Genomic DNA, 13,344 nt, shown 5'->3' on the forward strand with positions numbered 1-13,344 from the left:
ACTAGACACGGCCCGCACTGACAGCGATAAGCTGCCAGTCGTGGAACGCAGCGGAAGCGAAGACAGCCCTCCATACGCTCTCTCTGTCGTCATTCCCGTTTATCGCGGCGAGCTCACCCTCCGCAGTGTCGTCGAAGAGCTCCTTCCGCTCACTGTGCCGACGCTCACCCCTGCCGGCGCCGAGTTCATCGTCTCCGAGGTGATAATCGTCCACGACGACGGCCCTGACGGTTCTGACGCGGTCATCCTCGAACTCAGCGAAGCGCATCCCGTCGTCAACGTCGTCTGGCTGAGCCGCAACTTCGGGCAGCATGCCGCAACGCTTGCCGGCATGGCGGAGTCCACCGGCACCTGGATCGTGACCATGGACGAAGACGGCCAGCACGACCCGGCCGACATCGGCAAGTTCCTCGATGTCGGGCTCGCCACCAGGGCGGGCGTCGTCTACGCGAATTTCACCAATGAGCGCCCGCATGGCTTCCTGCGCAGCATTGCCTCCCGAACGGCGAAACGGATGCTCGGGGCCGTGTTCGGCACGCCAGACTCCTCCCGTTTCCAGAGTTTCCGACTCGTGCGCGGAGACATGGCCCGTCAGCTCACGAGTTTCGCCGCTCCCGGCGTCTACCTCGACGTCGCGCTGTCGTGGGTGACCACCAACATCGCCACCGCCCCGACGGAACTCCGGTCGGATGCCGGCCGCCCGTCGACCTACTCGCTTCGTGCGCTCCTCGCCTACTTTTGGCGGCTCGTCGTCACCAGCGGCACCAGAGGGCTGCGGCTGGTGAGTGTGGCCGGTGCCTTGATCGCCTTGATCGGCCTGGTCATCGCCGTCTACATCGTCATCGCCTACGCGAGCGGCAACGTGCCGGAGCCGCAAGGCTGGCCGTCGCTCATGGTGATCGTGCTGCTCTGTTCGGGTGCCATCCTCATCGCTCTCGGCATCATCGCCGAATATCTGGGCGCGGTGCAGAACGTTGCGATGGGGCGCCCACTCTATGTGGTCGTGGATCCGCCCGGTACCGCGCAGCCGTCTGCCCTGCACCTGCCGGCCCACGCCGAGGGGATGCGCCTGTGACCCAGATCGAGACGCCCGTCGAGACTCCGGCAGCAGATTCGCCCACCGTGCCATACTTGGGCGTGCCTCCGACCCCCGTCGTCTTCAGTCGTCCGTTCCGGTCGCGACGGGAGCTCGAGAACCTCGGCACCGTTTTGAATTCCGATCATGTGCACGGCGATGGCGCGTTCACGGCATCCGCTACGGCCAAGGTCAAGGCCATCACGGGGGCGACGGATGCCCTGCTCACGACGTCGTGCACGCACGCTCTCGAGATGGCGAGCATCCTGCTCGATCTGAAGCCGGGTGACGAGGTGGTCATCCCGAGTTTCACGTTCTCGTCGGCGGCTGCCGCGATCGTGTCGCGTGGAGCGGTGCCGGTGTTCGTCGACATCGACGAAGCGCATGGCAATGTCGACGTAGGCCAGTTGGCTGAGGCCATCGGCCCGAAGACGAAGGCGCTCTCGGTCGTGCACTATGGCGGGGTGGCCGCCGAGATGGACGACATCCTGTCCATTGCAAAGGAAGCCGGACTTCCCGTAATCGAAGACAATGCGCATGGCTTGGGCGGCACCTACCGCGGCCGATCGCTCGGCACGATGGGCACCTTCGGAACCCAGAGCTTCCACGACACCAAGAACGTGCACTGCGGTGAGGGCGGCGCCATTCTGGTGAATGACCCAGGGATGATGGAGCGCGCGGAGATCGTGCGCGAGAAGGGCACAGACCGTTCGCGGTTCCTGCGCGGGCAGGTCGACAAGTACACCTGGAATGACCAGGGATCGAGTTATCTGCTGAGCGAGTTGAACGCCGCGGTTCTCGATTCGCAGCTGGAGCAGTTCGAAGAGATCCAGGCGCTGCGTCACCACATCTGGGACACCTACGCGGCCGAGCTCGGCGATTGGGCCGACCAACAGCGGGTGCGGCTGATGAGCGTGCCGGATGATCGGGACCACACGGCGCACCTGTTCTACCTGTCGATGCCCACGCATGACGACCAGGTCGAGTTGATCGCGCATCTGCGTGCGCAGGGCATCAGCGCACCGTTCCACTATGTGCCGCTCGACTCCAGCCCGGCGGGCCAGAAGTTCGGTCGAACGCTGCGTCCGTTGCCGGTGACGGAGTCGTTCTCCCGGCGGCTGGTGCGCCTGCCGCTCTGGGCCGGCCTCAGCGACGAGCAACTCGAACGTGTCGTCGACGGTGTGACTTCTTTCCGAGCCCTCGGCTGATCCCTCGCAGGTCGAGACCCTCCTCAGCTCCGTTGAGGAGCGGCTGAGGAACGATGACGCATCTCGAAACCGACCGAACCTTCGAAGTTGATCGGTTTGTCTTCATTACACGGGAGTAGGATTTAGTCCCATCGACTACCGGAGGTTGATCATGCGGACCACACGACAACTGAGCATTACTCTCCCCAACGACATGGCTGATTCGCTGCGCGCCCGAGTGCAGGCGGGCGAATACGCGAGCGAGAGTGAGGCCGTCCGCGACGGCCTGCGTGTGCTTTTTGCCCGTGACCGGGCGGTGGAGGCATGGCTTCGCGACGAAGTAAGTGCGGCCTACGACGCCCTGGCCGACGACCCGACCCGCGCGGTTTCCGTCGAACACGTGAGGAATCGGCTCGTGGAGGAGCAAGCTGTGAACCGGTGACCTACAAAGTCGTATTCGCTCCTGAAGCGGAAGACCAGCTCGCCGAGCTGTACCGATACATCGCCGTGGCTTCGTCCGAGATCGCCACTCGTTACACAAACGCGGTCGTCACTTATTGCGAGGGCCTGGCTCAGTTCCCATACCGCGGAACAGCCCGCAGCGATATCCGCCCGGGACTTCGAACGACAAGCTACAAGAAGCGGACGGTCATCGCGTTCGCGGTGTTCGACCGCAATGTGGCGATCATCGGTGTCTTCTACGGTGGACGAGACTACGAGACGATCCTTCGCGATACCGAAGCCACGCGAGATTAGGACGCCAACACCCCGGCCAACCACCACCCTCCGCGGACTGAGGAGCAAGCGACGGCGAGAGTTTGGCCAGACTCTTATGCGGAGAGGATCTCCGCCATCTCAGTCCTCGTAGGAGTGCATCGGGGCGCTGCGCTGGTGCTGTGTATCGGTCAGCCTGGCGGTCAAGGTGGCCGCATTCGCTTCGAGGGCCTCCCGGAGTGGTGCAGTGAGCTCTGCGGAGTGGAGCGAAGCAGCGATGGACTTGTTGATCCTCGTCAGAGAGTCCGCCGGGATCAGGGTGTTGGTCTTCAGGCTTCTGGGTCGCAAGTCCACGGTCATATCGAGTTCGCGGAGGATGGCGAGCGCGCGGGACAGGCTGACGTCGGCGTTGCCCTTCTCGAACCGGGACATCCATTGGCGGGTGGTTCCGATCTTCTCGGCGAGCTCCGTCTGGGACATGCTGAGGTCAATTCGTCTCTGACGCACGACGGCGCCAACGTCGACGGGGTTCGAAGTGAGCATGGCAGCCTCCGATGGAATGGATTCGTTCCACTATAGGTAATGGAATGCAATCGTTCCATTCCCCCGTCCCACCACCCGCACTCGGCTGACCCCAAGGTGCCCATCGGGCGAGTCTGTAGACTTTGGGGCGTGCAAATCCGTGAGCTTTCCATCCCAGACGCCTATGAGATCACGCCGAAGCAATTCGGCGACGACCGGGGCGTTTTTCTCGAGTGGTACCGATTCGACCGCCTCGAGGAGGCAATCGGTCATTCGCTCGACATCCGCCAGGCGAACACGTCGGTGTCGAAGCGGGGTGTGGTACGCGGCATCCACTTCGCCGACGTTCCGCCGAGTCAGGCCAAGTACGTCACGACAACGCGTGGCGCCGTGCTCGACTTCGTCATCGACATCCGTGTCGGATCGCCGACGTTCGGAAAGTGGGATTCGGTGCTTCTCGACGACACCGACCACAAGGCGATTTACATCGCGGAGGGTCTCGGTCACGCGTTTGTGGCGTTGACCGACGACGCGACAGTGAGCTACCTGGTGACGGATGTCTTCAACGCGTCGCGTGAGCATGGCATCAACCCGGTCGACGAAGACGTCGCCCTGGTGTTTCCGGACGCTGCCGGCGAGCTGATCCTCTCGCCGAAAGACACCGATGCACCCGGCCTCGCCGAGGCCGCCGAGGCGGGTTTGCTGCCCACCTGGGACGCCGCTCGTGCCTATTACGACTCGCTCAACAACAGGAAGTAGCCATGCGCGGAATCATTCTCGCCGGAGGTTCCGGCACCAGGCTCTGGCCCATCACCAAGGGCATCTCGAAGCAGCTGATGCCGATCTACGACAAGCCGATGGTGTACTACCCGCTGTCGACGCTGATGATGGCCGACATCAACGAGATCCTCATCATCACGACGCCGGAGTACAACCAGCAGTTCCAAGCGCTGTTCGGCGACGGGTCTGAACTCGGTATCCACATCGAGTACGCGGTGCAGCCGTCGCCGGATGGCCTGGCGCAGGCGTTCATCATCGGTGAGGAGTTCATCGGAGACGACAGCGTCGCCCTGGTGCTGGGTGACAACATCTTCCACGGTGCCGGGCTCGGGTCGTCGCTGCGCAACAACTCGGAGATCGACGGGGCGCGCATCTTCGCGTATCACGTGAGTAACCCCACCTCGTATGGTGTCGTCGAGTTCGACGAGCGGATGACGGCGCTCTCGATCGAGGAGAAGCCGACGAACCCGAAGAGCAACTACGCGGTTCCCGGCCTGTACTTCTACGACAACTCGGTGGTGGAGATCGCGAAGACGATCGAACCGAGTGCGCGGGGTGAGCTGGAGATCAGCACGGTCAACGAGCGTTACCTGGAGCAGGGCAAGTTGCACGTTCAGGTGCTCGATCGGGGAACAGCCTGGCTCGACACCGGAACGTTCGAGTCGATGATGCAGGCGTCGGAGTACGTGCGCGTCATCGAAGACCGGCAGGGCTTCAAGGTCGGTTGTGTCGAGGAGATCGCCTGGCGTGCCGGCTGGATCGACGACGCGCAGCTAGCGGTTCTCGCAGCTCCGCTCACGAAGAGCGGTTACGGCGTCTACCTGCAGCGCCTGCTGGCAGACCAGGCCGGCTAGCGGTTCAGGCCGCGCCGACCGAGAAACCAGCCGCGCACGCCGAGGCCGACGCGGAGGCCCGCCCGCACCGGCCATAGCCACCACTTGTGGTACTTGCTGGCGAGAAAGCGGTAAGCGCTCTTGTGGTGCGCTCGGATCATGATGGCGGAGTTTTCGTTGGTCGAATGCGCACCAGAGTGTGTCACGGTGGCGTCTGGCGTGTAGATGTTGCGCCACCCGGCCTGTCCGAGGCGGTAGCCGAGGTCGACGTCTTCGAAGTACATGAAGTAGCCGGGGTCGAAGCCGCCGATGGACTCAAAGGCGGTTCGGCGAACGAGCAGGCAAGAGCCAGACAGCCAACCGGCATCGCGGCTGCGTGGCGGTGCCTCCGATTCCTGGCGGTAGGAGCGGCTCCACGGGTTCTGCGGCCAGATGTTGGCGAGCAGCGCGTGGCCGACGCCAGTTCTGAGTGACGGGATGGCACGGGCTGACGGATAAACCTCGCCCTCTGTGGTCAGAACGACAGGACCGACGGCGCCGACATCCGAGGCATCGGCGGTCGAGGCCACCATGGCGTCGATCGATCCGGGGGAGAGAACGATGTCTGGGTTGCTGATCACAATCCACTGGACTGACTCGGGCACCGTTGCGGCTCCTGCGTCCATGGCGTGTCCATAGCCGGCGTTCTGCGGCATCGGCAGATAGCGTGCGCCGTACTGAACCGTCAGTTCTTCGACGCCGTCAGCGTCGCCTGGTTTGTTGTCGACGACGACGACGTCCGGTCGGTCGGACGAGGCTTCTGCGATCGAGGCCAAGAACCCGGCAAGCACCGCGGCAGAGCCGTAACTCACGGTGACCACTGAGACCAGCGGTGCATCACCAGCCGTCACTCTTCGCCTTCAGTCACTCGATTAAGTCCTTTACTCAGCATCAACCGCCCAGTTTAGTCATTGTCGCTGGTTCAGTCTGTCGCATCAGGACGCCGCCCGGCGCGTGCAGTCGGTTTGAATGGATCCCTGAGGCTCTTTTGCTTCGCCATTTCTTCACAATCGCGCCGGCACTGCATCTGAGCCGAGTTGAGCAGTGTCCTGTCATCGTTTATGGCCGGATGAGGGAGGGTGCTCGAGATCTTCACGCTGTTCAGGTTTAACGCCCCTAGTCGAACCGCAGGAGTTTCAATCAGCCGGATTCAGATGGTTCCGAATTGACGACTGGAAGGTATGCAAAACGACGACTCGATCGTCTGCAAATTGACGACTGATAGGCTGTCAAATTGACGACTCGTCATTTTTACGTCATGGAGGATGCAGTGGCATACATTCCGCGAATAGCAGACACGGAGCTCGCAATGGGACTCGCGCGCGCTGGCGCTGTCTTGCTCGAAGGTCCAAAGGCGTGCGGGAAGACAGAAACTGCGTCGAGACGGTCGCGCAGCATCGTGCACATCGACACCGACCCGAGCGTGGAGGCGCTCATGGCTACCGACCCTCAGCTGCTACTCGAAGGCGCGGTGCCGCGGCTCTTTGATGAATGGCAGCTTCAACCAAAGCTGTGGAATGTGATCAGGCGCGAGGTCGACGCGAGACACACCGCAGGCCAATTCATTCTGACTGGTTCGACGGCACCATCAACAGACGCCACTCGACACTCGGGCGCTGGGCGATTTGCGCGAATCCGGATGCACACAATGACGCTCCAGGAGAGCGGCCACTCAAGCGGGACGGTATCACTCGAAGCGTTACTTAACGGCGAACCAGCCCGAGCGGTCGACCCTGGGCTCGACCTTGACGCACTAATCACACGCATTGCGACAGGCGGCTGGCCTGCGCTCCTGCGCATGACAACCGCCGATACCCTCGCAGCGCTACGCGACTATGTCACGTTCGTAGCTGAGGTCGACGTGCGCACCGCCGGTACGATCCGAGATCCTCAGCGAGTTCGCCGGCTTCTACTAGCGCTAGCTCGCTCGACCGCAACCGAGGTCACGGTCACAACGCTCGCCCGCGATGAGGCGTCGCTGTCGAGGGATGCAGTGCGCGATTATCTTGATGCTCTCTCACGAATCTTCGTCATTGAGGATCAGCCCGCCTGGTCATCACATTTACGATCTTCGGCCACGCTTCGTAAGGAGCCCAAGCGACACTTCTGCGATCCATCGCTCGCTGTAGCCTTGCTCGGCGCGGACGTCATCTCACTGCGCCAGAACCTCGCCTTCGTTGGCCAGCTCTTCGAGTCGCTCGCTGTACACGAGCTCCGAGTTCTCTCCCAACCGCTTGGCGCCGAAGTCTTCCACGCACGCGACTCCACCGGAAACGAAGTTGATGCGATCGTCCAGCAGCGAGACGGCCGTTGGGCCGCGTTCGAAGTGAAGCTTGGCTCTAGCTCAGAGACCATCGATGCTGCCGCCGCATCACTCTTGCGCTTTGCCCGTAATGTCGATACGTCGAACCCGGAACCACCCGTGCTCGCAGTCGTGACTGGTCGTGGCCCGTCCTACCGTCGACCCGACGGTATTGAAGTCGTTGCTATCGGCTCACTTGGCTCGTGATCTTTCGCGCAGATTTCGGTAGCGATTGACAAGCACCGACTTCCGCAAGCAGTCAGTCTTCGATTGTCCAGTCGCGGATGAACGACCGGGGTTCGCGTGCGTTGGTATCGAGTTCACGTCCAATCGACAGCGCGTGCGGCAGCCGTCGCAGCGCGCCGAGCAGTCCAGAGACGGTCGCGCGAAATCGCGAGTTAGCGCTGGGGCGCCCGCGCAACGTCTGCACGAATGATTTGGCGAGGCTGCCAAGAGTTCTCCACAGCGAGGCCAGGAGCATGCTCGACGGGCCGTTTTTGGCAGCGGTGAGAATCCGGTTGCGCACGTTGTTGACCAGGAAAAGCGGGGAGTTGACTCCAGATGAGCCGGCGTGACGGTGGTGCAGTGTTGCGTCGCGCGCGTAGCGGATGCTCCATCTTCGGCGACGCATGCGCCAGGCGAGGTCGGTGTCCTCGTAGTACATGAAAAGCGAATCGTCGAAAGCACCGACGTCGACGAGTGTGGATCGTCTCAGCGCGCATCCGCCGCCGGAGAATCCGAAGACTTCCTCCGCGCTGTTGTCGTCGTCGACCGGAACGAGCCATGATCTGTCCTGGCCGTTGCCGGAACGCGAGACGATGTTGCCGGTGCTGTTGAGAAGCTCGACCCCGCCGACCTCGCTGCGTGTCCAATGGCTGCCATCCGAGCGACGATACGAACCCGCAACGTCGGCACTCACGGGCTCGAAGCGACCGGTGAGCACGATGCGCGCTGTCACGGCTCCGATGCGGTCGTCGGTACTGAACGGCGCAAGGAGTGCAGCGACGAAACCGTCTTCCGCCAGGGCGTCGTTGTTGACGAGGACCGCGTAGTCGCCGGAGGTCGCGGACAGGGCGTGGTTGACAGCGCCGCCGAAGCCGAGGTTGTGCCCGGTGCGCAGCATCGTCACCGAAGGGAAGTCGCGTTCGAGGCTCTCGGCCGACCCATCGGTTGAACCGTTGTCGACAACCAGAAGGTCGATCGCCACGCCCTCGGCACTCTGGCCGATAAGCGAGCGCAGACAAGCGGCAGTGTCATCGCCGCCGTTCCAATTGACCACGATGACCGTGCATCGCACTCGCTCAGACGTTGGCATCGCACTCCCTTGCTTTCAGGTCAGGCTCTAGGCTATAAGAAGGGCGTGCGTGTGAACCTGCCGCCACAAGACTCAAAGGAGAACTGGCTTGGGGAGATTTCAGCGTGCGATCCGATCGCTGCGCAGCGAAGGACCACGGATGTTCGCCTCGCGAACCTTCAACCGGCTGGCCATTGATTTCAACACCAACAAGCTCGGCGAGTCCCTGGTCCACCCAAGAGACGCCATCGCCGTCGACTGGACAGTGCCTCCGCTGTTCCAAACCGACCCTCCGGCCCCCAAGCGTGACAATCTGAAGATCGTCTGGATCATCTCACCTCCTGGCCGCACGAGTGGCGGGCACCAGAACGCCTTCCGATTCATGGACTTCCTTGAGAAGGCAGGGCATTCGGTGACCGTGTACTTCTATACAACCGAGTCCCGGCCGATCGACACCGTCGCGATCCGTGAGATGTTGCAGACCACGAGCGCCTATCCCGATCTGGCCGGTGACCTACGCGTTTACGATCCGGCGGTCGGAATCGATCGCGACGCCGACGTCATCTTTGCGACGGGCTGGGAAACCGCGTATCCCGCATATCACCACCCGACGAATGCTCGCCGGTTCTATTTCACGCAGGACTTCGAACCGGCCTTTTACCCGTGGGGTAGTGACTTCGTGCTGGCCGAGAACACCTACCGGTTCGGATTCCACGGCTTCAGCGCTGGCAAGTGGCTTGCGAAGAAGCTCACCGCCGATTACGGCATGCCGGGGGACTACTACGATTACGCCGTCGACAAGCAGCACTATTCGTTTGTCAACGATCAGCCGCGTAACGAGATTCTCTTCTACGCCCGCCCGCCGACGGCCCGCAGGGCGTTCGAGTTCGGCAAGCTGGTGCTCACCGAGTTCCACCGGCTGAGGCCGGACGTCACCATCAACATGGTCGGCTGGGACATTTCGCCATACGAGGTTCCCTTCCCTTACGTGAATCACACGGCCCTCGATATCTCCGAGTTGAACGGTGTCTACAACCGGTGTGCGGGAGCTCTGATCCTCTCCCTGACGAACATGTCGCTGTTGCCGATGGAGGTCATGGGCAGCGGTGTTGTGCCGGTTGTCAATGACGCGGCAAACACCCGCGAGGTCTTCGACAGCCCTCACATGGAGTTCTTGCCGATGTCACCCGGGGCGATGGCGCGCAAGCTCGTGGAGATCGTCGAGAACCCGAACCAGATCGAGCGGGCCAGGATGATGGCCGAGTCCGTCGCAAGCACGGACTGGGCGGACCCGGGCGAGACATTCATCGCGGCATTCGACCGCGCAATGGATGCTCAGTCGAGCGCACGGTAGAGCCACTCTTACCAAGCTGTGCGAATGCTGGGGGGCGAAACCGGCCGGGCTAGTAGCCTTGTCCAGTGAGTTCACTGAAAAAAGCGTGGTTGTTGCTGAAGGAGCAGGGTCCTTGGGCTGTCGTTAATCGCGTGTTGAGGGTAGTTTTTCGCCCGCCAGCACCGCTGAAGGGCTCCCAGAAGATCGTCTTCCAAGCTAAGTATGAAGACGCCAGCGAAGTCGACTGGAGTATTCCTCATCCTGCCGTGGTCAATCCGCGGTTCACGGCCAAGGAATCATTGACCGTTGCTTTCATCATGTCTCCGCCCGGGGAGTCGAGCGGTGGTCACCAAAACCTCTTTCGTTTTATCGACTATCTCGAACGTGCCGGTCATACCGTCCGCGTATACCTCTACAGCGCGCACCAGCCCTACAGCGTTCGCCTCATCAGCGAAATGATCCAGTCCTCGCCCTCGTACGCCAGCACGCGGGCAACGATTCACGATTACACCGCGGCAGGCGTGGGCGACGACGTTGACGCGTTGTTCGCAACCGGCTGGGAGACCGCTTATCCCGTGTTCCGAGACAAATCGGCTGCCCGGCGTTTCTATTTCGTCCAGGATTTCGAGCCCTACTTCTTCGCGGTCGGATCTGAAGCCACTCTGGCGGAGAACACATATCGCTTCGGATTCCATGGCATCACCGCGGGTGGTTGGCTTGCTCACAAGCTCCATACTGAGTACGGGATGGAGACGTCGTCCTTCGAGTTCGGCGCGAATCGGGAGTTCTATAACTTGACAAACAGGAGTCAACGGAAAGAGGTGTTGTTCTACGCACGCCCGGTGACGCCGCGTCGTGGTTTTGAATTAGGCATTCTGGCACTTGAACACTTCGCCAAAGCGCGTCCCGACTTCCGGATCAACCTGGCCGGCTGGGACGTGAGCACTTACGACATCCCCTTCGAGTACACGAACCTCAAAGATCTCAAGATCGACGAGCTCAACGCGGTCTACAACCGCTGCGCAACCGGTCTGGTGATCTCCCTCACGAACATGTCGCTGCTCCCCCTTGAACTTTTGTCTGCCGGCGTCATTCCGGTTGTGAATTCGGGGGACAACAACTCAATGGTCTCGAGTAACCCCTACATCGAATTTGCAGCTGCGTCTCCGCATGCTTTGGCCGAGCGAATGATAGAGATCGTCGATCGTCAGGACCTCAGTAGTCAGTCGGCCGCAGCGTCTGCGAGCGTCGAGGGTCACGGATGGGATGCCTCCGGTCGTCAGTTCGTGCGCATCTTGGAGGAGGCCGTACGTGGCTAAATGCCTCGTAGTCGGGGCCAATGGCTTCATCGGTTCGTCGCTGGTCGACGACTTGGTTCGCAGGGGTCATGACGTCAGCGCCTTTGACCGATTCTCGGCCTCGGCAGTGTCATACGAGTCGACTGACGTGCGCAGGTTCAGCGGTGACTTCATGAACCGTGCCGACATGCGCAAGGCGGTCGAAGGGCAGGAGTACCTGTTCCATTTCTTGTCCGCTACAACTCCGGCAAGCGCCGAGGATGACCCAACCGTAGACATTCGCACGAACATCGCGTCGAGCGTTGAACTATTTCAAGACGCCGTTGATGCCGGAGTCCGCAAGGTCTTCTTCGCTTCCACGGGAGGTGCAATCTATGGGGACCAACCATTCGAGACTCTCAACGAGAACGTGACGCCGCTTCCTGTTTCTCCGTATGCGATTGGGAAGTTGGCGATCGAAGGATATCTTCGCTACTTCAATCGGAAGTTTGGGCTCGAATCTGTCTCATTCCGCATCTCGAATCCGTACGGGCCAAGGCAACGCGCAGTGAAACGCCAGGGTGTCATACCCATTTTCCTCCATCGTCTAACGGAAGGCCTGCCGCTCGTGGTCCTCGGGGACGGGTCGATGGTTCGCGATTACATCTACGCGGAGGACGCTGTTCGCATGATTGGTGAGACCGTTGGGCGACCCTCGACACATTCCGTCTACAACATCGGGAACGGTGCCGGCGCGAGTCTGTCGGAGCTGCTGGAGATCATCCGGGCGGTCACCGGTATCAAACCGACCATCGACGCGCGCCCTGTGCCGTCGACATACCTTGACCGTGTGGTGCTCGATACGACGCGGTACACAGAGGAATTCGGCACGCTCCCTGTCGACACACTGGAGAGCGGTATACGAAAGACGTGGGAGAACATCCGAGTGATGCCGGTATGACCGAAGTGGGAATGAAGATCGATGCCACCGTTGCGGTCCTGACCTACAACGGCGAGGAATACATTGCGCAAATCCTCGAAGCGTTGGCTTCACAGGATTTCGACGGGGAGTATGAGATTCTCGTTATTGACTCCGGGTCGACTGATCGCACCTTGGAGATTGTGCGCTCGCGCAAGGGTGTTCGTCTGCATGAAATCGTCAACTCCGAATTCGGGCATGGAAAGACCAGGAACCTGGCGGCCGAACTTGCTCGCGGCGAGTACATTGCCTATCTGACGCACGATGCCATACCGGCAACTCTGAGTTGGCTGACTGAGATTCTCGCTCCGATGCGCAACGAGCCGCTAGGCGTGGTGGCCGTCATGGGGAAGCAAATCCCGAGACCAGGTTGCTTTCCACTCCTCAAATACGAAATCGAAGGAGTCTTCGCCGGCTTCGGTCCCGATTTTGGGACGACGGTGTTCTACAACGACGGATTCGCGACTGACCAAGGACTCTTGGATGCCATTGGGTTTTACTCTGACGTGAATTCGGCCACCAAACGCGATTTCCTGTTGAAAACCATCCCGTACCGCGACGTGCGCTACTCCGAAGACATGCTGTTCGGTCAGGATCTCATCGCCGCAGGATATCGCAAGGCTTATGCTCCGCGCGGCGCCGTGATTCACTCGAATGATTTGACGCTCGATGAGTACCGCAGACGCATCTTCGACGAGACAGTCGGGCTCCGTCAGATCGGCAAGAACATTCCACCACTCGGCCGAATCGGTCAGTGGAAGTTGACCATTCGCGGAATACTCGCCGATACTGCTCGCTTGATTCGCGACCGTAGCTTCAGTCGCAAAAAGCGTGTCTATTGGATATTGGTGAATCCGCGTTATCACATCGCAAAGTGGAGGAGCTATAGGGCCTCGACCTTGGTGGATCTGACCGACACCAGGGCAATTCGCGCCGGCTCGTTGGAGCACAGTCGGAAATACCGTGAAGGCGGTACCCAGTGAGATAGTCTTTGCACGGCGTTCGAAAG

Annotated in this window: 14 protein-coding genes and 1 pseudogene; 12 read left to right on the forward strand and 3 right to left on the reverse strand. The window is 61.0% G+C overall.

Features of this window, described 5'->3' with window-relative positions:
- The first annotated feature begins 40 nt into the window (after positions 1-40).
- The 4 genes from K323_RS25140 (at position 41) to K323_RS0108965 (ending at position 3,018) form a co-directional block, all read left to right on the forward strand.
- On the forward strand, positions 41-1,075 hold the full coding sequence (locus tag K323_RS25140) for a glycosyltransferase family 2 protein (protein WP_022884946.1): 1,035 nt from the start codon (positions 41-43) through the stop codon (positions 1,073-1,075).
- Positions 1,072-2,283: a dTDP-4-amino-4,6-dideoxygalactose transaminase gene (gene rffA, locus K323_RS0108955; protein ID WP_022884947.1), complete on the forward strand. Its 1,212-nt coding sequence runs from the start codon at positions 1,072-1,074 to the stop codon at positions 2,281-2,283. The genes K323_RS25140 and rffA overlap by 4 nt, the downstream gene beginning before the upstream one ends.
- A 151-nt stretch (positions 2,284-2,434) precedes the next feature.
- Positions 2,435-2,704: a ribbon-helix-helix domain-containing protein gene (locus tag K323_RS0108960; protein WP_022884948.1), complete on the forward strand. Its 270-nt coding sequence runs from the start codon at positions 2,435-2,437 to the stop codon at positions 2,702-2,704.
- On the forward strand, positions 2,701-3,018 hold the full coding sequence (locus K323_RS0108965; protein ID WP_022884949.1) for a type II toxin-antitoxin system RelE/ParE family toxin: 318 nt from the start codon (positions 2,701-2,703) through the stop codon (positions 3,016-3,018). Before K323_RS0108960 ends, K323_RS0108965 begins: the two co-directional genes overlap by 4 nt.
- Before the next feature lie 99 nt (positions 3,019-3,117).
- On the opposite strand, the gene K323_RS25145 is transcribed toward K323_RS0108965, so the two are convergent.
- A complete protein-coding gene (locus K323_RS25145) occupies positions 3,118-3,519 on the reverse strand; it encodes a helix-turn-helix transcriptional regulator (RefSeq protein ID WP_022884950.1) in 402 nt (133 codons plus the stop codon).
- A gap of 129 nt (positions 3,520-3,648) precedes the next feature.
- Here K323_RS25145 and K323_RS0108975 point away from each other — a divergent pair, with 129 nt between their 5' ends.
- The gene (locus K323_RS0108975) at positions 3,649-4,257 is read left to right on the forward strand and encodes a dTDP-4-dehydrorhamnose 3,5-epimerase family protein (RefSeq protein ID WP_022884951.1); all 609 of its coding nucleotides are present in this window, start codon (positions 3,649-3,651) and stop codon (positions 4,255-4,257) included.
- A 2-nt stretch (positions 4,258-4,259) separates the two neighbouring features.
- The gene (gene rfbA / locus K323_RS0108980) at positions 4,260-5,132 is read left to right on the forward strand and encodes a glucose-1-phosphate thymidylyltransferase RfbA (protein ID WP_022884952.1); all 873 of its coding nucleotides are present in this window, start codon (positions 4,260-4,262) and stop codon (positions 5,130-5,132) included.
- Here rfbA and K323_RS0108985 read toward each other — a convergent pair.
- Complete coding sequence (locus K323_RS0108985; RefSeq protein WP_022884953.1) at positions 5,129-6,001, reverse strand: glycosyltransferase family 2 protein; 873 nt, start codon at positions 5,999-6,001, stop codon at positions 5,129-5,131. The two genes, rfbA and K323_RS0108985, sit on opposite strands and share 4 nt — an antisense overlap.
- 458 nt (positions 6,002-6,459) lie before the next feature.
- On the opposite strand from K323_RS0108985, the pseudogene K323_RS30415 reads away from it, so the two are divergent.
- Positions 6,460-6,801: pseudogene (locus K323_RS30415) on the forward strand (AAA family ATPase); the annotation flags it as partial.
- A 147-nt stretch (positions 6,802-6,948) separates the two neighbouring features.
- Positions 6,949-7,659 carry an ATP-binding protein gene (locus K323_RS30420; protein WP_245570959.1) on the forward strand — a complete coding sequence of 237 codons (711 nt, stop codon included), beginning with the start codon at positions 6,949-6,951 and terminating at the stop codon, positions 7,657-7,659.
- A gap of 52 nt (positions 7,660-7,711) precedes the next feature.
- Here K323_RS30420 and K323_RS25150 read toward each other — a convergent pair whose 3' ends face one another.
- Complete coding sequence (locus K323_RS25150; protein ID WP_022884955.1) at positions 7,712-8,767, reverse strand: glycosyltransferase family 2 protein; 1,056 nt, start codon at positions 8,765-8,767, stop codon at positions 7,712-7,714.
- Between the two features lie 139 nt (positions 8,768-8,906).
- Here K323_RS25150 and K323_RS25155 point away from each other — a divergent pair, with 139 nt between their 5' ends.
- The 4 genes from K323_RS25155 to K323_RS25160 all read left to right on the forward strand — a co-directional run bounded on the left by K323_RS25155 (position 8,907) and on the right by K323_RS25160 (position 13,318).
- Entirely contained in the window at positions 8,907-10,100 is a 1,194-nt protein-coding gene (locus tag K323_RS25155; protein WP_022884956.1) for a rhamnosyltransferase WsaF family glycosyltransferase, read from the forward strand.
- A 65-nt stretch (positions 10,101-10,165) separates the two neighbouring features.
- Positions 10,166-11,398: a rhamnosyltransferase WsaF family glycosyltransferase gene (locus K323_RS0109005; RefSeq protein ID WP_026851454.1), complete on the forward strand. Its 1,233-nt coding sequence runs from the start codon at positions 10,166-10,168 to the stop codon at positions 11,396-11,398.
- The gene (locus K323_RS0109010; protein WP_022884958.1) at positions 11,391-12,317 is read left to right on the forward strand and encodes an NAD-dependent epimerase/dehydratase family protein; all 927 of its coding nucleotides are present in this window, start codon (positions 11,391-11,393) and stop codon (positions 12,315-12,317) included. Before K323_RS0109005 ends, K323_RS0109010 begins: the two co-directional genes overlap by 8 nt.
- A complete protein-coding gene (locus K323_RS25160; protein ID WP_022884959.1) occupies positions 12,314-13,318 on the forward strand; it encodes a glycosyltransferase family 2 protein in 1,005 nt (334 codons plus the stop codon). The genes K323_RS0109010 and K323_RS25160 overlap by 4 nt, the downstream gene beginning before the upstream one ends.
- Positions 13,319-13,344: the final 26 nt, after the last annotated feature.

The sequence above is a fragment of the Glaciibacter superstes DSM 21135 genome, assembly GCF_000421145.1.
Taxonomy (GTDB): domain Bacteria; phylum Actinomycetota; class Actinomycetes; order Actinomycetales; family Microbacteriaceae; genus Cryobacterium; species Cryobacterium superstes.

Bases quoted from the DNA above. Each gene is read 5' to 3' on its own strand.
- K323_RS0108960 (WP_022884948.1), top strand. From the start codon at position 2,435: ATGCGGACCACACGACAACTGAGCATTACTCTCCCCAACGACATGGCT.
- K323_RS25145 (WP_022884950.1), bottom strand. From the start codon at position 3,519: ATGCTCACTTCGAACCCCGTCGACGTTGGCGCCGTCGTGCGTCAGAGA.
- rfbA (WP_022884952.1), top strand. From the start codon at position 4,260: ATGCGCGGAATCATTCTCGCCGGAGGTTCCGGCACCAGGCTCTGGCCC.
- K323_RS30420 (WP_245570959.1), top strand. From the start codon at position 6,949: ATGACAACCGCCGATACCCTCGCAGCGCTACGCGACTATGTCACGTTC.
- K323_RS25150 (WP_022884955.1), bottom strand. From the start codon at position 8,767: ATGCCAACGTCTGAGCGAGTGCGATGCACGGTCATCGTGGTCAATTGG.
- K323_RS25155 (WP_022884956.1), top strand. From the start codon at position 8,907: ATGTTCGCCTCGCGAACCTTCAACCGGCTGGCCATTGATTTCAACACC.
- K323_RS25160 (WP_022884959.1), top strand. From the start codon at position 12,314: ATGACCGAAGTGGGAATGAAGATCGATGCCACCGTTGCGGTCCTGACC.